The sequence below is a fragment of the Bacillus vallismortis genome (genome assembly GCF_040784915.1).
Lineage (GTDB): Bacteria > Bacillota > Bacilli > Bacillales > Bacillaceae > Bacillus > Bacillus subtilis_G.
This window is the reverse complement of the sequence record NZ_CP160797.1, coordinates 1,027,133-1,046,610: the sequence shown is the minus strand read 5'-3', so window position 1 is coordinate 1,046,610 and position 19,478 is coordinate 1,027,133. Positions and strand designations below refer to the sequence as shown.

General features: G+C 44.3%; 17 protein-coding genes and 1 pseudogene. 5 read left to right on the top strand and 13 right to left on the bottom strand.

Features of this window, described 5'->3' with window-relative positions:
- Positions 1 to 95 precede the first annotated feature (95 nt).
- From glpD to ABZM97_RS05180, 5 genes are all read right to left on the bottom strand, one after another.
- Positions 96 to 1,763, bottom strand: coding sequence for a glycerol-3-phosphate dehydrogenase (gene glpD / locus ABZM97_RS05200; protein WP_087991181.1), 1,668 nt, complete (start codon positions 1,761 to 1,763; stop codon positions 96 to 98).
- 141 nt (positions 1,764 to 1,904) lie between these two features.
- Positions 1,905 to 3,395 carry a glycerol kinase GlpK gene (glpK, locus tag ABZM97_RS05195; protein WP_367387290.1) on the bottom strand — a complete coding sequence of 497 codons (1,491 nt, stop codon included), beginning with the start codon at positions 3,393 to 3,395 and terminating at the stop codon, positions 1,905 to 1,907.
- Between the two features lie 18 nt (positions 3,396 to 3,413).
- Positions 3,414 to 4,238, bottom strand: coding sequence for a glycerol uptake facilitator protein GlpF (gene glpF / locus ABZM97_RS05190; protein WP_087991179.1), 825 nt, complete (start codon positions 4,236 to 4,238; stop codon positions 3,414 to 3,416).
- 177 nt (positions 4,239 to 4,415) lie between these two features.
- Positions 4,416 to 4,994, bottom strand: coding sequence for a glycerol uptake operon antiterminator GlpP (glpP, locus tag ABZM97_RS05185; protein WP_367387289.1), 579 nt, complete (start codon positions 4,992 to 4,994; stop codon positions 4,416 to 4,418).
- A 27-nt stretch (positions 4,995 to 5,021) separates the two neighbouring features.
- Positions 5,022 to 6,374, bottom strand: coding sequence for an aspartate aminotransferase family protein (locus ABZM97_RS05180; RefSeq protein ID WP_087991295.1), 1,353 nt, complete (start codon positions 6,372 to 6,374; stop codon positions 5,022 to 5,024).
- A gap of 189 nt (positions 6,375 to 6,563) precedes the next feature.
- Here ABZM97_RS05180 and ABZM97_RS05175 point away from each other — a divergent pair.
- A pseudogene (locus ABZM97_RS05175) lies at positions 6,564 to 6,896 on the top strand (IS1595 family transposase); the annotation flags it as partial.
- A gap of 127 nt (positions 6,897 to 7,023) precedes the next feature.
- Positions 7,024 to 7,533: a MepB family protein gene (locus ABZM97_RS05170; protein ID WP_202328522.1), complete on the top strand. Its 510-nt coding sequence runs from the start codon at positions 7,024 to 7,026 to the stop codon at positions 7,531 to 7,533.
- A gap of 122 nt (positions 7,534 to 7,655) precedes the next feature.
- On the opposite strand, the gene ABZM97_RS05165 is transcribed toward ABZM97_RS05170, so the two are convergent.
- From ABZM97_RS05165 to ABZM97_RS05150, 4 genes are all read right to left on the bottom strand, one after another.
- Positions 7,656 to 9,197: a bifunctional GNAT family N-acetyltransferase/carbon-nitrogen hydrolase family protein gene (locus ABZM97_RS05165; RefSeq protein ID WP_148964392.1), complete on the bottom strand. Its 1,542-nt coding sequence runs from the start codon at positions 9,195 to 9,197 to the stop codon at positions 7,656 to 7,658.
- A gap of 15 nt (positions 9,198 to 9,212) precedes the next feature.
- Entirely contained in the window at positions 9,213 to 9,875 is a 663-nt protein-coding gene (locus tag ABZM97_RS05160; RefSeq protein WP_202328523.1) for an HAD family hydrolase, read from the bottom strand.
- A gap of 125 nt (positions 9,876 to 10,000) precedes the next feature.
- Entirely contained in the window at positions 10,001 to 10,423 is a 423-nt protein-coding gene (locus tag ABZM97_RS05155) for a CBS domain-containing protein (RefSeq protein WP_087993733.1), read from the bottom strand.
- Between the two features lie 137 nt (positions 10,424 to 10,560).
- Positions 10,561 to 10,956: a YhcU family protein gene (locus ABZM97_RS05150; RefSeq protein ID WP_087993732.1), complete on the bottom strand. Its 396-nt coding sequence runs from the start codon at positions 10,954 to 10,956 to the stop codon at positions 10,561 to 10,563.
- Between the two features lie 109 nt (positions 10,957 to 11,065).
- Between ABZM97_RS05150 and ABZM97_RS05145 the strand changes: the two genes are divergently transcribed.
- Positions 11,066 to 11,974, top strand: coding sequence for an RluA family pseudouridine synthase (locus tag ABZM97_RS05145; RefSeq protein WP_202328524.1), 909 nt, complete (start codon positions 11,066 to 11,068; stop codon positions 11,972 to 11,974).
- 29 nt (positions 11,975 to 12,003) lie between these two features.
- Here the strand turns inward: ABZM97_RS05145 and srtA are convergent, their stop codons facing one another.
- Positions 12,004 to 12,600: a sortase SrtA gene (gene srtA / locus ABZM97_RS05140; RefSeq protein ID WP_087993730.1), complete on the bottom strand. Its 597-nt coding sequence runs from the start codon at positions 12,598 to 12,600 to the stop codon at positions 12,004 to 12,006.
- Complete coding sequence (locus tag ABZM97_RS05135) at positions 12,597 to 16,214, bottom strand: 5'-nucleotidase C-terminal domain-containing protein (protein ID WP_202328525.1); 3,618 nt, start codon at positions 16,212 to 16,214, stop codon at positions 12,597 to 12,599. The genes srtA and ABZM97_RS05135 overlap by 4 nt, the downstream gene beginning before the upstream one ends.
- 82 nt (positions 16,215 to 16,296) lie before the next feature.
- Here ABZM97_RS05135 and ABZM97_RS05130 point away from each other — a divergent pair, with 82 nt between their 5' ends.
- On the top strand, positions 16,297 to 16,950 hold the full coding sequence (locus ABZM97_RS05130) for a spore coat protein (RefSeq protein ID WP_367387288.1): 654 nt from the start codon (positions 16,297 to 16,299) through the stop codon (positions 16,948 to 16,950).
- Here ABZM97_RS05130 and ABZM97_RS05125 read toward each other — a convergent pair.
- Together ABZM97_RS05125 and ABZM97_RS05120 are read right to left on the bottom strand one after the other, a co-directional pair.
- Positions 16,882 to 17,850, bottom strand: a complete 969-nt coding sequence (locus tag ABZM97_RS05125) for a hypothetical protein (RefSeq protein ID WP_367387287.1) — start codon at positions 17,848 to 17,850, stop codon at positions 16,882 to 16,884. The two genes, ABZM97_RS05130 and ABZM97_RS05125, sit on opposite strands and share 69 nt — an antisense overlap.
- Before the next feature lie 121 nt (positions 17,851 to 17,971).
- A complete protein-coding gene (locus ABZM97_RS05120) occupies positions 17,972 to 18,550 on the bottom strand; it encodes a YhcN/YlaJ family sporulation lipoprotein (RefSeq protein ID WP_087993727.1) in 579 nt (192 codons plus the stop codon).
- Positions 18,551 to 18,699: 149 nt separating this feature from the next.
- Here ABZM97_RS05120 and ABZM97_RS05115 point away from each other — a divergent pair, with 149 nt between their 5' ends.
- A complete protein-coding gene (locus ABZM97_RS05115; protein WP_087993726.1) occupies positions 18,700 to 19,140 on the top strand; it encodes a hypothetical protein in 441 nt (146 codons plus the stop codon).
- The last annotated feature ends 338 nt before the right edge of the window (positions 19,141 to 19,478 follow it).

The window sequence follows — 19,478 nt, the reverse complement described above, 5'->3', positions numbered from 1 at the left end:
ATATGAAGCGAGTGCTTCTGTCACTTGAAATCCTTGGATCCGGCGCTTTCGGCCCGTAAAAAGAAATAACGGGCTGAGAGACAGCCCGTTATGATTTATCGTTCGAGCGGCACAACCGCATCGTGTAAAAGCTTGTTGAGATTTTCAGTATGTTTGTTTTTCGTCTGCTCATTCCATTGGAATCGCTCGCTCATAAAATCAATAACGGCATCTTTATATGTTTTTACCCAATTGATATCAAAAAATAAACGTCCAGTTCTGCGGACAAAGAAGTCAGCAGGTGTTGCGGCCAACTCTTCTTCTATACTGTATTCTGCCTCAGCAAGAATATGAACCGGAATGTGGCGTTTCGCAGCCTCATCTTTCAGCGCTTCCACTCGGTTAAAAACTCGCTCTACGTTGGAGCCGTATCTGATCGCCAGCTGTTTTGCGTCTTTTTCTGATAAGCCGGCTGCGATTCCTTCTTTCGTTTTCGCGGTGACAAAGGATATGAGATTTTTCGAACCGCCGACGTGTCCCCCTGAGATTGGCATGTTTTTCGTTTTACATGGCCCGAAATCCTTTTCGCCTTCTTCTTTTAAGCGATCATTCACAAGATCGACGATATGCTCCGCCATTTTTCTGTATCCGGTCAGTTTTCCGCCGGCGATGGTGATTAAACCTGAGTCAGATGTCCAAATCTCGTCTTTCCGTGAAATTTCAGAAGGGTCTTTGCCTTCTTCATGAATCAGCGGTCGCAGCCCCGCCCAGCTGGATTCGATGTCATTCACTGTGATTTTCAGCTCTGGGAACATGTAATTGATTGAACTGATGACGTAATCGCGATCCTCCGTTGTCATTCGTGGATGCTCCAGCGCCTCTTTGTAAACGGTGTCTGTTGTCCCCACGTATGTTTTTCCTTCACGAGGAATCGCAAATACCATACGGCCGTCAGGCGTATCGAAATATACCGCCTGTTTCAGCGGAAAAACAGACTGGTCAAATACAAGGTGAATGCCTTTCGTATGCTGCAAATGCTTTCCGTTATTCGAATGATCTTTTTCTCTGAGCTGATCGACCCAAGGGCCTGTCGCATTGACAATTTTTTTCGCGTACACTTTATATTCTTTCTTTGTCAGCATATCCTCAATTAATACGCCGACTGCTTTGCCTTTTTCGTAAAGAAGCTCCTTCACTTTCGAATAATTCACAGGCTCTGCTCCGAATTTCACCGCTTCCTTCATGACTTCGATTGTCAGTCTCGCGTCGTCAGTGCGGTATTCCACGTAGTACCCGCCGCCTTTTAAGCCGTCTTTTTTCACCAATGGCTCTTTTTGCAGCGTTTCCTTTGCTGAAAGCATGCTTCTTCGTTCTGATTTTTTCACGCCTGCTAAGAAGTCATAAACTCTTAAACCGATGGATGTTGTAAACGAACCGAATGTGCCGCCTTTATGAAACGGAAGCAGCATCCATTCCGGTGTAGTGACGTGCGGGCCGTTTTCATAAACAATCGCCCGTTCTTTCCCTACCTCGGCAACCATTTTCACTTCAAATTGTTTTAAATAGCGCAAGCCTCCATGAACAAGCTTCGTTGATCGGCTTGATGTTCCCGCCGCAAAATCCTGCATTTCACTGAGCGCGACCTTCATTCCCCTTGATGCCGCGTCAAGAGCTGTTCCCGCTCCTGTAATTCCTCCGCCGATAATAAATAGATCGTATGTTTTTTTCGTCATGTCTGTCAGCATGCGATCTCTTTCCAGACTTGAAAATTGATGTTTCATTATTGCTCCTCCTTGTTGTCACGGTGTGTAAATAGAAAAAGAGACCACAACATCCAAAGTGCATACTTACACTTTGGTGCTGTGGTCTCTCCTCATCTCAGGACCGTTCTTATTAACTTGTAACCATTATATCATACTCTTATTCTATTTAAAAGCCATAGCTGCTTTTACGGCTTTTTGCCAGCCTGTATACAGCTCATTTCGTTTTTCTTCTTCAAAATCAGGTTCAAACCGTTTATCCAGATTCCACTGGTTCGCGATTTCAGAACGGTCCTTCCAGAATCCCACAGCAATACCTGCCAAATAGGCCGCGCCAAGCGCAGTTGTTTCATTAATTTCCGGACGCTCCACAGGCACATTCAGAAGATCTCCTTGGAACTGCATCAGGAAATTATTTTTCACGGCGCCTCCGTCTACACGAAGCGTCTTTAATGAAATGTTTGAATCAGCTTCCATTGCATCAAGCACATCTTTTGTCTGATAAGCCAATGCCTCCAGTGTCGCGCGGATAAAATGCTCTTTTGTTGTGCCTCTTGTCAGGCCGAAAACCGAACCGCGCACGTCGCTGTCCCAGTAAGGCGTTCCCAAGCCGACAAATGCGGGAACAACATATACGCCGTCAGTTGAATCCACTTTCTCTGCGTAAGATTCGCTTAGCGAGGAATCTTTGAACATTCTCAATCCGTCTCTGAGCCATTGGATGGCAGAGCCTGCGACAAAAATACTTCCTTCTAAAGCATATTCAACTTTTCCGTCGATGCCCCATGCGATTGTCGTCAAAAGCCCGTGTTCGGACTTAATTGCTTTTTCCCCTGTATTCATCAGCATGAAACATCCTGTGCCGTACGTGTTTTTCCCCATGCCTTCTTCAAAGCACGCCTGGCCAAACAGTGCGGACTGCTGGTCGCCTGCCGCTCCCGCAATCGGGATGTTTTTTCCGAAGAAGTGATAATCAACAGTTTCCCCATACACATGGGAGGACGGCTTCACCTCAGGAAGCATGGATTTCGGTACGTCCAGAATGTCTAACAGTTCATCATCCCATTTCAAATCGTAAATATTAAACATCAGCGTTCTGGACGCATTGGAGTAATCGGTCACATGCGCTTTCCCGCCGGACATTTTCCAAATGAGCCATGTATCAATCGTTCCAAACATCAGCTCGCCTTTTTCCGCTTTTTCTCTCGCGCCTTCCACATTGTCTAAAATCCATTTTACCTTCGTGCCGGAGAAATACGGATCGATTAAAAGCCCCGTTTTTTCTCTGAATACATCATTATGTCCTTTTTCACGAAGCTCCTCACAAATGCCGGACGTCTGTCTGGACTGCCAAACGATCGCATTATAGACAGGCTTTCCTGTATCTTTATCCCACACAACCGCCGTCTCACGCTGGTTCGTAATACCGATGCCGGCAATTTGAGAGGCGCTGATCCCTGATTCAGAAATCACTGATGCGATAACAGCGAGGACAGAGCCCCAAATTTCATTCGCATTATGCTCAACCCATCCTGGATGCGGGAAGTATTGTGTAAACTCCTTTTGAGCAGAGTGAACGATTTTGCCTTCTTTATTAAAGAGAATCGCTCTTGAACTTGTCGTCCCTTGATCTAAGGATAAAATGTATGTTTCCATAAGATGTCTCCCCTTTGATTAAATATATTTTGAATTTGATAATGTTTTAGCTGAATGTGTTTTCGTATAGCCATAGAGTCCTAACAATAACACAACCAATATAACGCTTACAATCCAGAAACTGCTTGTGATATGCCCTTTAAATGCAGCGTTGTAAAATACGCCGCCGAACGATCCGCCTAAAATGGGACCGACTACCGGTATCCATGCGTACTTCCAGTTTGATGGGCCCTTCCCCGGAATCGGAAGAAAAGCGTGGGCAATCCGCGGACCTAAGTCGCGGGCCGGATTAATCGCATAGCCGGTGGTGCCTCCAAGAGAGATACCGATCGCCACAATGAGAAAACCGACGATTAAAGGATTAAGCCCTTCTGTAAATTGATTTGCCCCAATGGACAAGATGCCAAGCACAAGGACAAATGTCCCGATCACTTCACTTAAAACGTTTGAAAATGTATGCGGAATGCTGGGTCCTGTTGAGAAAACACCCAGCTTGGCAGCGGGATCTTCCGTTGACTTCCAATGCGGAAGGTAATGCAGATAGATTATCACCGCACCGATGATCGCCCCAATCATTTGCGCCGCAATATAAACCGGAACCTCTTTCCATGGAAAATCTCCAACAAATGCAAGCGCTATCGTTAGCGCCGGATTCAAATGGGCTCCGCTGATGCCGCCAACCGCATATGCAGCCATGGCAACACCCAATCCCCACCCGAATACAATAACAATCCAGCCAGACTGGAATGAAAGCGATTTCTTTAAATTGACACCCGCACAAACACCTGCCCCAAAAATGATCAGCAGCATCGTACCGATGACTTCTCCCCAAAATGCTGTCATAGCACATTCCTCCTAAAGTCACGATTAACAGTATGATAGAGAAGAAGAGAATAAAAAAACCACAACAAACCGCTTTACTGGTGCATAGACATGTACCGTAAAGAGCTGCTGTGGTCTCCGAGTTCTCCATCACAATGTATTAACCTAGTGCAATTGTATCAGTTGATGTAAGCGGTGTCAATCAATTTCTGTCAAAAAGTTTTCATATTTCTTCCATAATTTGGTGTTTGATGTTGTGACGGCCACAGCCCCCGCTTTCAAGGCCCGTTCCACATCCTCTTCCGTACGGATGAAACCGCCGGCAAAGATAGGAATCCCCGTTTTCTCTTTTATTTCTTGAATGAGTGACGGAACGATGCCTGGCAGCACTTCAATGAAGTCAGGTTTATGCTTGCCGACAAACTCCATGCTTTTCTCCATCGCGCTTGTATCAAGCAGAAAGAGGCGCTGAATCGCATAAATTTTCTTCTGCTTCGCTTTGGCAATCACGCTTGACCTTGTTGAAATAATCCCGGCAGGCTTGATGTCCTGGCAAATAAACTCTGCTCCGTATTCGTCATGCTTGATCCCTTGAATGAGATCGACGTGCACCATCATGTTCTTTCCGTGCTTTTGCGCTTCTCTGATCACGCCTTTCAGCTGGCCGAGATGAATATCAAGAATAACACCGTAGGAAAATGAACTGTTCAAAAACTCATCAAATTGTTTCATATTTCGTATAGCCGGTAAAATCGGCTGATTGTGAAAACTCATCATGTGCTCCTTTAATAAATCACTTTTATATTACATCGTTTGAAAGCTTTCTTTCACCGTTTTCACGATAAAGGAAAGGTCCTCTTCTGTCAGGCAAAATGGCGGCGCGAGCTGGATGACGTTGTTGTAGCCGGCGACTGTATCCCCGTTTTTGCCGATGATCAGCCCTTTTTCTTTGCACGCTGCAACCACTTGGTTTACTTTGTCGACATCTGCCGGCTCTTTTGTCAATTGGTCTTTGACGAGCTCGATTCCGATCAGCAGCCCTTTTCCTCTTACATCTCCGACTGCCGGGTGTTCTCGCAAAACCTGAAGCTCACCCAAAAGCTTTGCCCCAAGGTCGCGGGATCGCTGAGTCAGCTGTTCGTCCTCCATAATTTGCAGGTTTTTCAACGCCACTGCACAGGCAGCCGGGCTTCCGCCGAACGTGTTCACGTGACGGAAACGGTCGTAAGGCGCTTCCCCCTGATACGCTTCGAAAATATCCCGTTTAACAGCAGTCGCTGACAATGGCAGATACGCGCTTGTGATTCCCTTTGCCATCGTAATGATATCAGGCTTCACGCCGTAGTGCATAAATCCGAACGGCTCGCCTGTCCGTCCAAACCCGCAAATGACTTCATCGCAAATCAAAAGAGCGCCGTGGCGGCGGCAAATATCCTCCACCCTCTTCATATATCCGTCCGGCGGCATTAGGATGCCCCCGCCTGTTATGATAGGCTCCATGATGACCCCGGCAATCGTTTCGCTTAATTCCCATGTCATGATGCGGTCAATTTCATTTGCGCTTTCAAGCGTGTCGGCATCCTCCGGGTTCCGGTATACATCTGGCGGGGCTGCATGCAGGAACCCCTGGCTTAAAGGCTCGTATTTATATTTCCGCTGCGCCTGCCCGGTAGCCGAAAGCGCTCCCAATGTATTGCCGTGGTATGCCCTGTATCTCGAGATGAATTTATAACGGCTGTGGCCGCCGTTTTGCAGATGGTACTGGCGGGCGATTTTAAAAGCAGTTTCGTTTGCTTCCGATCCGCTGTTGGAAAAAAAGATGACATAATCGCCGCCGAGCCATTCATTCAGCTTTTCCGCCAGTTGAATTGCCGGTGCGTGACTTTGCGTTAACGGGTAATATGGAAGCTCCTTTAATTGCTCATAGGCAGCCTCAGCAAGCTCCGTTCTGCCGTAACCTATATTGACGCACCACAATCCTGACATCGCGTCCAAATAACGGCGTCCGTCTATATCGGTCACCCAAGCCCCCTCGGCCTTTTGGGCAATCAGGCTGTCCGCTTGATGCGCTCCCTTCATGGCATGCCACACAAATTGCTCATCTTTTTGCTTTAATCCCTGATGTTGCTGAATGTTTTCCATCCCCATCATCTCCATTTCATTAGCGTTCACTAAAGTGCCAATTCAATTGAAACAGACCTTCTCTTATGTGATGTCTTGGTGATGATTTCCCTGCCTTCAATATAAAGCCAGACGGGGTTCGAGTCAATAAACCGCGGAATGAATAAAACACCCTCTATCTCAAGAAGAAAGAGGATGCAGCATCCAAAGCAAAACAGGCAAGGTGTTCTTGTTACAGATGCTTGGAGAGCCTATAAAACTATGCAAAGGAAAAAGTGATAGAACATTACCGTATTAAATTTAATGATGGTAAGACGTTATTAAAGGTTTGTACTTATTCAAATGTTAATGGACTGCACTCACGTCTAAAACATTGGATCAACCGTTTTAAAGGTGTGGCACTAAATACCTTGATAATGGTATCTGTAGATAGGCAGTAATAAAAGTACAAAACATAACATCAAAGAGCTTCTTTTGACTTCATTTGTTTTTGTGTTGAAAGAAACATATTACAATTTACGTTTATCAAAATTCGCTATTAAGTTCTTATTTAACTAACGGAGCAGAATAACTAGAATAAGAAACGTGATAAAACAAGAACGTTTTTGACGATATTTTATGACTAGACTATTCTATTCTAGAAAACATTGTATTACGTAGTATCAAAAATAAGGAGTACAAAACAGTGAATGAATTTTACAAGGCATTAACATATGTAAATAAATTGTTTTATGAACCAAATCACTTAACTATAACTGCTATTCGAGAAGAAGCTCAAAATTCAGATTATGGGGCTGGTGTGTTTCAACTACATTCAAAATCAGTTAGATTTAGAGTCGCAAAAATAACATCTAACAAGATAGGACAATTTGTTACTTTTTGGGAAAAAGATAAAGATAATAAAAACCAAGCTTTTTCATATGAAAAGGCTACTGATTTATTGGTTATCAATACGTTTACTAGTAATAATAATTTTGGACAATTCGTTTTTCCAAAAGAAGTTCTTGTAAAACAAAATATCCTTAAAACAGCCACTACAAAAGGAAAAATGGCAATTAGAGTTTACCCTAGATGGGAAACCCCCACTAGTAAACAAGCTATCGAAACACAAAAATGGCAGTTAACATATTTTGTTGAGGTGAACAATACAAATCGTTTTTCAGTGCAAGAACTATTAAAGCTATATTCTAACTAAAATGGGATAACCCTGAGTCGGTCGGGTAGAAACCTCAAAATGTAACAGATTTTAAAGCAAGCGCGTAACCGTTTCAATTCCGCTTATGATAAAAAACCCGCCAATTCAGGCGGGTTTTGGGATTATTTTTTATATTGAATATGATAAATATCACGCCGTCTGTCTTTTAGCTGGCGCACCGTACCGTTTTGGCGCTGTCTTCTGAGAATTTCAAGATCAACATCACCGATGACGACCATTTCGATATTCGGATTTGTTTCACCGACAATGCCGTCTCTGGCGAATTCAAAATCGGATGGTGCGAAGATGCCTGACTGAGCGTATTGGATATCCATATTTTCCGTTTGCGGAAGGTTTCCAACCGTCCCGGAGATGACCGTATAAATTTGATTTTCAACCGCTCTTGCCTGCGAACAGTATCTGACACGCAAGTATCCTTGGCGGTCTTCTGTACAAAATGGCGTAAAAATGATTTTTGCGCCTTTATCCGCCGCAATCCGGGCGAGCTCAGGAAATTCTATGTCATAACAGATCTGAATCGCGATTTTTCCGCAGTCCGTATCAAACACGCGAACCTGGTCTCCTGCGCTGATTCCCCACCATTTGCGTTCATTCGGCGTAATATGAAGTTTGTATTGCTTCTCGATCGTTCCGTCCCGTCTGAACAAGTAAGCGATATTGTAAATCTTGTCTTCCTCTTCGACAAAATGCGACCCGCCGATGATGTTGACATTATACTTCACAGCCAAATCAGTAAATAAGCTGATGTAATCTTCTGTATACTCGGTAATTCTCTGAACCGCCAAGCTCGGTGACCGTTCCTCAAGGAAAGACATCAGCTGGGTTGTAAAAATTTCCGGAAACACAGCAAAATCAGATCGCGCATCTGAAGCGACATCGACATAGTATTCTACTTGATTGGCAAATTCCTCAAAGGAATAAATTTTCTTCATTTCGTATTGGATAACACAAATTCTCACAGGAAACGCCGATTTATAATAGCGTTTTGTCTGCTGAGGAAGATAATCGACATTATTCCATTCCATCAACGTCGCATACTTGATCGAAGCTGTATCGTCCGGGAGATAATTCGGGTTAATCCGCATAAGGGTAAAACCATTCATCAGCTGAAAAGATAGGACCGGATCGTAAATTTGGTGGCGTGTCACCTGCTCAACATACTCTCTCGCCGTCATTTCATCTGCATATTTGTGAAAGTTCGGAATCCGTCCGCCTATGATAATGCTTTTCAGATTTAAACGTCTGGCCAAGTCCTTTCTCGCCTCATACAAACGATGGCCGATCTTCATTCGTCTGTATTCCGGATGAACCATGACCTCAATGCCGTACATATTCAAGCCATCAGGATTATGATTGGTGATATAACCGTCATCTGTAATGTCCTGCCACGTATGGCGGTCATCATATTCATCAAAATTAATCAGGAGGCTTGAGCACGAACCGATTATTTCACCTTCGAATTCTGCACAAAACTGCCCTTCGGGAAAATGCTCCAAGTGGCTGATTAAATGCTCCCGCTTCCAAGGGTCCATCCCCGGAAAACAGTCCTTTTGAAGATCAATAATCTTGTCGATATCTTTCTCTTCGATATTGCGAATGGCCATTTTCTTTTCAAAACGGCTCAAATCTAATTTCTCAGACAATCTACTCGCTCCTTTTTAGTGTTGTGCGTTCAGTTGATCAAGCAATAGGGCGAGCTCCATCTCCGCCATTGATTCAAGCCTGTGATCATAGTCTTCAAACATCAAGGTACCAGTCACTTTATTCGGGACAATGACACACTTCATCCCCGCCCTTTTCGCAGCAATCGAACCATTGACAGAATCCTCGAACGCCAGACATTCAGATGGCGATACCCCAAGGTTCTTTGCCGCCAATACATACAGCTCGGGATTCGGCTTCACCTCTTCCACATCATCCGCCGTTTGAATGACCTCAAAATCATCAAACAGGCCGATTTGCTTCAAATGGCCGGACACCCATTTATAGTCAGAGCTGGAGGCAAGGCCTACTTTTAAGCCTAAATCCTTTGCCGCATTCAAATACGCTTCGACACCCGGTCTCGCTTTTTCTGTTTCCATGCGTTTCGTAAACCGCTCTCTTCTCAGTTTTGTCAGCTCTTCATGGTTCAGCTTTTGGCCGATCTGCTCTTCTAAATATTTAAAAGGCTGAAATCCCGCGGCTGTTCCGATGACCTTTCCCCAGACGGATAGCGGAAGGACCGAGCCATGTTCCTCAAATATTTCCTGAAGGACTTCATATTCGTGTGTTTCTGTATCGAGAATAAGCCCGTCAAAATCAAAAATTAACGCTTTAATCACTGCTTACAACTCCTTTAGCCCAAATTGAGACATATGTATACACTCACTATACCCCGAAACATGCCTGCTTTCAAAAAGTAAGGTTTATGTGAAGAAAGAGCCTGCACACCGCAAGCTCTTTCTTATTAATGAATGTTTTGATGAGAAATGTTTGTCAGCGCTACTCCCGCAGACTCGTTCGACATCTGATTGACTGCCAGGTCTCCAAGCGCAACGATCCCGACTAGATTGTTTTGATCTACAATAGGAAGGCGGCGGATTTGGTGCTGGGCCATCAGCTGCGACGCGTCTTCCAGGCTCATATTAGGATGACCTGATATGAGGTCTGTTGACATCACTTCTGAAACGGGTGTCTGGCCATCTCGGCCGTGAGCTGTAGTTCTTAATGCAATGTCGCGGTCAGTCAGCATTCCTTTTAAAACACCTTGATCTACAACAGGAATCGCCCCGACGTTATACTGGTTCATGAGAGAAGCCGCTTCCTGAATCGTTTGATTCGGAGAAACGGTTGCCACCTGCGTTGTCATTGTATTTTTAACTGAACTCATTGTCAGCACCCCTTTCACCCATTAGTATGTTCAGACACGCGCTGATTAAAAAGGGAGTTAGAGGAAAGGTTTTATGATATGATTTCTTTGATGCAAAAAAGAGCTTTTCTGAAAACGGAAAAGCTCCTGCCGCCGGATTATATCAGCCTTCTGTGACCGGAAAAGTCTTTATTTGTCTTCGTTTGAAAGTCAGAAAAAGCAAACGGAAAATATATCCCAAAATCATTCAGCATCTTGCTGTTTTTCTCAAAAATCGCCTGATTACTTATATCAGCATGCGGTGAAGGCTTTGTCAGAATAATATGTATCATTTGCAGACAAGCCATAATTTGAAATGCTTCTTTTAATGTTCCTTGGTAATCATGGTTATTTAAAGACAGAACGCCTTTCTTTTTAAAGCGCTGAATGTCCAGTTCGGAGAAATAAAGAGGAAATACATCATGGAAAAGCTCCATTGACAGCTCCTTGATAAAGCTCTCCTGTTCTTCAGTTGCTGCGTTCACAATTCTCACGTCAATCACCTTTCTTGCCATCGAATATCCTAACTCTTAATCAAGAATAGCACAGAAAAAAACCCGAATGCTAAGGTAAGTGTTTCCTATGAGAAACGCGGCCTTCCGCTTCGAAAAGGAGCCATTTGACATGAAACAAAAAGGCAGAGGGCTTGAGCTCCTCATCAATGAAAAACAGGATGGCCAATGGCTGTTTTCTGTACTGAAAACAGCGCTCAAAGCCTCTAAACCCGTGCTTCAAGACTGGGTGTCCCATCATCGGATAAAGGTCAATCACGAATCCGTCTTACACAATATAACCGTAAAAAAGGGAGACCGCCTGTTCATTGATCTTCAGGAAAATGAAGAATCTTCCGTCATTCCAGAATATGGAGAACTTGATATTTTATTTGAGGACAATCACATGCTCATCGTGAATAAACCTGCGGGCATAGCGACACATCCGAATGAGGATGGCCAAACCGGCACTTTGGCTAACTTGATCGCATACCATTATCAGGTGAATGGCGAAACATGCAAGGTGCGGCATGTCCACCGCCTTGACCAGGATACATCTGGTGCCATCGTTTTTGCCAAACATCGTTTGGCACACGCCATTTTGGATCAGCAGTTAGAGAAAAAGACGCTGAAACGCACGTATACCGCCATCGCTGAAGGAAAGCTAAAGACAAAAAAAGGGACAATTGATTCACCGATCGGCAGAGACAGATCACACCCGACAAGACGCCGGGTTTCACCAGGCGGGCAAGCAGCCGTCACTCATTTCAAGGTGATTGCCGCCAATGCGAAGGAGCGGCTGTCACTCGTTGAGTTAGAGCTGGAAACAGGCAGGACACACCAAATTCGTGTTCATATGGCGAGCACCGGCCATCCACTGGCAGGAGATGCGCTTTACGGAGGCGGAAGCACGCTGCTAAACAGACAGGCGCTGCATGCCAGAAAGGTACAAGCGGTTCATCCGATAACAGGCGAGCTGATTGTTGCCGAGGCGCCTTTCCCAGCTGATATAGAAAACCTTTGCCACTCTTATTTTTCCTGAAGAAAAGCCGCAGGCATCGCCCGCGGCTTTTAAGTAATCCGTTTTCCATATATGATATAGCGTTTCGGGGCATTGCCGATATATGAAAACGGATAGCAGGTCGTCAGAATGAGTTCCTCTTTTTCATGCTGGAGTGTAATAATGGATGTGTCATCTTTATCGACTATTTTTGTTTTTACTATTTCATACGTGAAATCGCCATATGACAGGAAAATACGAAGCCTGTCCCCCTTTTCCAGCTCTCCCGTCCGGCGAAACACGGTATCACGATGTCCCGACAGTACAATTTGCCCGTTTTCATCAGGATAATAGCTATCCTTGTAATGCCCGACACCTTTTTCTAAATCATCTGCATCGGTGCCCTCCACGATCGGAAGCTCCGCCTTAATTTTGGGTATTTCCAAAATGCCGCTCGCTTGTCCGGTCTCAGGCTTAAATGATGCTTTGTTCTCTGCTTGAACAGCGCTTTTTTTCTCGCGCGAAGCTACCCGCGGCTTTTCAGACGCCAGTTTCGCTTCTTTTAATGTCTGTTCGGTCTTCATATGGGTATCGATCAATTTAAGGCCACCATAGCCTGCGATCACTAGGCCGGCAGCAATGATGACGAGTGGAATAACCTTTTTCACGTTCTGGAGGCGCTCCTTTTTCTTCTGACATATAGATAAGTTCCGGACAGTGCCGCCGCCGCACCGATCACGATAAAGTTATAGTAGCCCGCTGATGTATCCGGAAGCTGATGATCAGACCCGCTTTCGGCAATCCCGTTTGGCACTGGCAATGTGCTGATACCGCCCGCAGTATCAGCGGTTTTTTTCGGTATTTCGTCGATTCTCAAACTGGCTGAAGGCGGAAGCTGATGAAACGGTACAGTACCCGGAGTCTCTTTTATATCAGTATGATCCTCACCAGGCTCTGGGACGTCTTTAACCGGCTGATTCGTCCCCGGTCCATTTCCCGGGTCTTCTGTTACAGGATCTTCAATGTCACTGGCTTCAGCAAGCTTAATTCTTCCCTCTTTTGTATACGCAATCGGTTTATCAAAGCTCTTCACGTACTCAACTGTCGCGTCCAAATCCTCGGGCCCTGTCACCGGATTTTTCCCAAGCGATCCGATTGGCTGATATTTGGTCCCTGTCGCCGTCGCCATAAAATTATTAACGGTCAGTGTGTATGTCGCATCAGGCTGAATCTCGGCGCCATCTGCCATTTTCATCTCGACAGCTTTTCCGGTTTCTTTATCCCACGTATACGTAAACCCGCTGATGCTGTAGTCAGGCCCAAAAACCGGCGAGATTTGCGCATTGATAATTTTTCTTAAATCTTTTCCCTTAATCTCAAGCTTCGTTAACACATTACCGAAAGGCTGAATATTGTAAAGATCTCCCCACGTAATGGGGCCCTTCTTCAGCGCTTCCCGTATTCCGCCGCCATTCATAAGGGCAAAATCCGTTTTCATGGCCGCTCTCATGCCATCCGCAATCAAATTTCCAAGAGGCGTGTCCCCGTCATTCGAATAACCGCCTTCCATGTCAATAGCCGCTTCACCGACAACCTCACTGATAATCGGTTCGGCTAGTGTTTGATATTTATTTAAAATAGCTGAGGCGCTTGGATCCGGTTCTATTTTACTCTGATCGACATATTCGATTTCCGCCGACTTTTTCACAATGTCTTTTGTCGTTTTATCGATCTCTACATCAACAACACCTATCGCTTTTCCATATTCAAAAGCCTGAACGATCAGTTTTCCGTTCACTTCGCCGTTAACAATCTTGTGATTATGCGCTGCAAAAATCACATCTATTTCAGCATCTGTTTTGTTTGCTAAATCTGCTGATTCACCTGTAATTGCAGTGCCATTTTGTTCAGCTGACATATGTGCGAGAACCGCGATGGCCTTCACGCCTTTTTTCTTCAGCTCTTCGGCCGCCTCATTCACCGCTGTCACTTCATCGGTAAATTCGATGTTTTTTATTCCCTCAGGCATGACCATACCCGCTGCCGACTGTGTGACAACCCCGATAAAAGCAACCGGTATGCTCTCCACATTTATGATGTCATATGCCGGCAAAAAGGGCTCTCCAGTCGATTTCATCTTACAATTTGCGCACACAAGGGGAAAGTTCTGTCCATCATATCCGCTTGTGCCTTTCGGGTGATCTCCGCCGTTTAAAATCCTCAGCAGTTCATCCGCACCTTCATCGAACTCATGATTGCCGACCGTTCCGACATCAAATCCGATATCCTCCATCAATTCTACAGTTGGCTCATCTTGTAGAAGAGATGAAACTGGAGAGCTGCCTCCGATCATATCTCCAGCGTGAACAATCAGCGTGTTTTTCTTTTCAGCCTTTTTTTCTTTCAAATATGCGGCGGCATAGTCCATGCGCCCAAAGACGCCGTCTGCAGTTCCGTTTCCATCAAGATCTAGCTCATACTGCTGATCAATCTTGCCATGCAAATCGTTCATACTGAGAATGCTAAGCGGCACATGTTGTTCCGGTGCCGTTTGCCTTTTTTTATATCCTGCGTTTTCCGCTTCACTTGCAGAGGCGAAGAAAATTCTATTTTCCACAGCTACCTGTTTCCATTCAGCTGGCTCCACATACGTTTTATTTGACGAATCTCCCACATATCTTGTCAGGCCTTTCCCTTGCTCTCTGGCTCTAAATTCAAAAGGCATTTCCATGAGGGGATCGTTTTCATTCCATATTCCTTTTTGTGCTTTTTTCGCAGCGGCTGCGGCAGCCTGAAACTGCTGATAATCCTCTTCATTGTCTACCGGCCAAATAAAATACGTCGGAGCATAGCCATTTTTCACAAGCTCTAGGTTTACATTGGAACCCGATTCCGTTATGACCTGCCCAAGAAGTCTGCCATAACTGTCCTTCGCTTCACTCCCGACCTTGACAGTAATCCTCTCTCCTGAAGACAAAATTGTTTTTAGATAGTCAGATGCTTTTTTGCCAAAACTTAATTGATTTTCGTCCGCTTCATTTTTTGGTGTGTGATACGTTTCAGGTGTATCTACATTCACAAACCGGACTTTTGTCGTTCCAAGTATGGGAGATTTGAGATGAATGGTATCACCGTCAACAACCCGATCCACAATACCTTCATATTCACCCTCCGCAGACGGAGGAGCTGGCTGTTCTTCGAGCAGCTTCAGGTCAGACGATTTTCGCGGAAGCAGCTGAAGGGATTGGTACCTGCTTAACACACCGGTAAATTCATACCATTTTCCCTCATCAAGTTCGCCTATGGCCCCTGTTTCATTCATAACCCGAAGCATCATAGCATGGTGATCTCCATCAATCATCGTTACATTATAGCCACCGCCGGCTGGAGAATTTGGAATTGAGGAAACAAACGCTTTTAGTGTCACAAGCCGGCCTTCAAACTGATCACCCAGACTGCTATTAACCAGTTCATTGATGGTTGAATGTATAGGAGCGGGGAGAGATTGGTTTGACTGGTTGATTTTGATGCCTGATGAGTTTGGAACGATTTCTGTCAGCCCTTGGTATGTCGTGATTTTTCCTTTTACCGTGATATCCATGCCTTCTTTTAACTCGGGAAATAGTTCAGGGGAAGACGAATAAATGTTAATGCCTCCGGTTTCATCCTGCACAAAGGTCGACAGCTTCCCGCCTCCGACCGCGCTTTGATCAGCAGTGACGATCCCTTTTATTGTTACTTCTTTATTCAGCCGACCCCGCGCTTCATTTATCGTCACCAGCTGTTCAGCCGGCGGTGTTTTCATGTCATCAGTTAAGTTCATCGACTGAACGTTCTTAAGTCCTGTCGTGTTAAAGTATTCTTCAAGCTGTCCTTGAACAGTTATCTTTTTTCCAAGAAGCAGCGGATTAGTTTGCAGCCCAAATCGGCTCCTAAAGTCGGAGGGGATTTGCACAGGAAGGATGTGTTCCGGCGATGCCTCGTTTTTACTGTCCGCCAGCGCAACATGATAATCATTTGAAAAAGGGCTTGTCAGTTTATACCGCTGCGGAGAAACAGCCTGGCCGACAGCATATCCTTCAACAAGCGCCTGTCCTTCTTTTTGCTGTACCGCCATATCAACCGATATCGGATGTTGCGGCTCAGCCGCCTTTACAGCTTCGCACGTGTACATCACATTTAAGAACATCAATGCCGCGACTAACACTATATGCAGAATACGCCTCATCATTTTTCCTCCCTTAATAAACACATTACAGCTTATCATTTCGACAGGCACCATATAATTCCTTTCAGGCTTCTGCATAAAACGCGGCAGACTGATACAAAATACAGCTGATCTGAAAAAAAAGGAGGAATTCGGTTTGGATCAGTTAAATCAGCAGCAGCAATCCCAAATGAACAAAGGCATCCCTGGCAAACCGCATAAAAACCACGGCGGACATGAACTGTTTGATATGCACGAGGTGCTTTCCGGAACACTTAATGTCCTTGACCAGTTTACGATGCTGAAACAATTTTGTAAGGATCAGGAATTAGTAAACATCCTTGATCGACAACATCAATTCATTGCGTCTCAATATAACTTAACTGCTGAATGCTTTAAAACAGGAAACGAACCTTCACAAAAAACAGCAACTTATATGATGAAGGAAGATAATCAGACTGTTTACGGCATGCAGCCATCACAGCCTAAAAAACCTGTTCAATCCATGAATGATATTGATGACAGCATTATCAGCCGACAAATGCTTTGCACTGTTAAAGCACAAGCCTCTATGCTAACGATGGGTTCTCTAGAAATGACGAATCCAGCCGTAAGACGCGTGTTGTCGGCGCAGATTCAACAGTATGTTGAAATGGCTTTCGAAATTTTCCTATACCAAAACAAACACGGCTATTACCAAGTTCCTCAGCTAGATGCGCAGGACATGGAACAAATGAAAAATTCATTTGCTCCGGCACAAGGACAAATGCCTCCAACTCAAGGCGGTATGGGCCAACAAGGACTTCATTAATAACAAAGGCATTGGATAGGATCTATCCAATGCCTCACTGTTTTCATCAAATGTTTTCTTAAAATCTTTTTCAAATTGATCAAGACTTTCCTTTGTTGCCGATTTAAACCCTTCTGTAAAGTCTCCTTTCTTTGCCGTTTCCTTTATCATTTTTGAGATAACGCCTTCCCCGTATTTGCCCGTCAGCTCATTGATCATATAAAAGCTTTGCAAATAGACATCAGTGTCATATTCGACTCGTGCTTCCTGCCAGTCTTGATCTGTCTGCAAACGGTCAAAGGGCACGACAGAAAACGTGAACGGATCTATGAGCAATTCATAGTTCGCGATCCACTCGCTTAACCCTTCATGAAACCATAACGGAAACTCAGCAGGATCTGCCTCAAGCTCCTTCAATTTCTGATGAAACGCATGGTGCGTATATTCATGAATCAACAATCTCTGATACAAATAAACCGCTACCTCGTCACCTTCTAAAAGCTTCTTTTTTTCTTCAGGCAACAAACCGATCAGCTGCTCCCGTTCAGAATAAAAACCGACGACATCCAATAAACCGGAGTAATCCTCCATCAGTTTTTCATTAGAAAAAAAAATAATATCAATAGGCTTTTGATTCGAATATCCAATCATAATCTGATTAATATTGACCGCATATTCAAGTGTTTCTTTCGTCAACGGCAGTAAGGACTTTTCCTTTGAAGTGTAATAAATATCGGCCTGTTTGAATGACTCTTTCTTCATGTGCTTCGTCACTTGTTCTTTCGTTATACCAGATGCCTGCCCTGGCAAAGACAGTATATACAACGTGCTGGATACGATGGCCGAGCTTACAGCCAGCATCACAAGGACTCCGCACAGGAATAGAGCGGATGCCGCACGCTTTCCTATGCCATCCCGCAAACGTCTCCCTCCCTGAGCCGGTCCGTCTTGTACCTTTTTTTTCACTCTATGCAGCAAGAGTTTGCGGTGTGCCATTCACGCCAAAAAAGCCGCACAAATTGTGCGGCTGCTTTGTTCGTCCTTATTCAGGTTGCGGGAATATACGCTGTACAGTTTCACTGAATTCATCGAAAAACCCTGCAACCGGATCGCCATTTTGAATCCGATCGCCATATCCCTGCATTCGGTCTACAAAGTCTGGGTTAGCTGAAACATAAACATTATCCATGTTTTTATCAGTATCTTTTACTTTTTCGGAAATTTTCTTTTTCAGATCCTGTCCAACATCTTCTTTTCCATTTTTCAATACAACTGCAACATACGCTTGATTTCCTGCAACGATCACATTTGCTTGCTCTACTTCTTTCATATCAGAAATTTTATCAGCAGCATCGTCAGCAACTTCTAATTGTTGATTCTCATTACCATTGTTATTGCCGTTATCGTTAACATTGTCTGTTACATTATTATCGACATTGTCACGATTGTTATTGACGTCGTTAATATTTCCTCTGCCGTTATCGTTCACCGGATTACGGTAGTTAACGTTTTCTGGATCTGCATTATCACGTCTGCCCTCACCCTGATTGGCCATACCGCAGCCAGTCATAAGCAAAGGGATAAGAAGCATGGACGCAAGGACTTGTTTTTTTCCAAGCATGTGAATTCCTCCTTTATCACTTTATCTATAGGTTTTTCTAAATCGCTTTAAATATGCATGTAAATCTGAAGGAAATGCTTTCCCGGGAAATAAAACGGTTAATTTGTCTAATGAGGGGGAAAATATGAATACACCAAGAAGGAGGGATTATGTTGTTCAATCAGCGAAGAGGAATCAGTCCCGCAGCATTGGTGATAGGCTCAACGATGCTTATTGCTGCGTTATCGCCTCAGATCCGCAAAAGATTCAGCGGGTTTATCACAGGACAAATGAACAGACGGAATTCTGATAATAAGATGTTTGATGCTTCTAATGTAGGAAACATGGTCAAACAAGTATTGGGCGGCGGCGATAAACAGGAACGTTCACAACATCAAAGCCAGCAGCAAAATGGCCGGCAGCATCAGCATGACGAACAGCAAAAAACACAGCACCAGCACACACATTCTCAAACGAGTCAAACCGAGTCAGCTGCGAAAAAAAGACAGTCTCATTATGCTGAACCCGTTCATTTTGACCAAAGCGCAATGAACGTTATGGATGATAACACCATGATGGGAATCCTGGAGGATTTAGAACCTGGCCGTTAAAAAAACGTGTCATCCAAGATGGATTGCATAATGGTTCAAATGGTTAATTTTGCTTTTCATTTTTCTTGTTTTTTATTTTTCTGCCTGTTTTGGAGTACAATTGCTAGCATTAAAAAATCCTTCTTGCGTGAAATGAACGTTTGAAGGATTTTTTATTTATGCTGCCACTGAAGCCAAAGCAATCTTTATTGATTGATGTTACTAAAAGGTGAAGCAAGAACACTAGTTAACACTGTTACTGCCAATATAACCCCTCTGAGTTTCATTAATAATCTCTCCCTTTTTATGTTGTTTCTTGCTTCAACACTCAACATATCATATTCACTTGACGTTGGAAG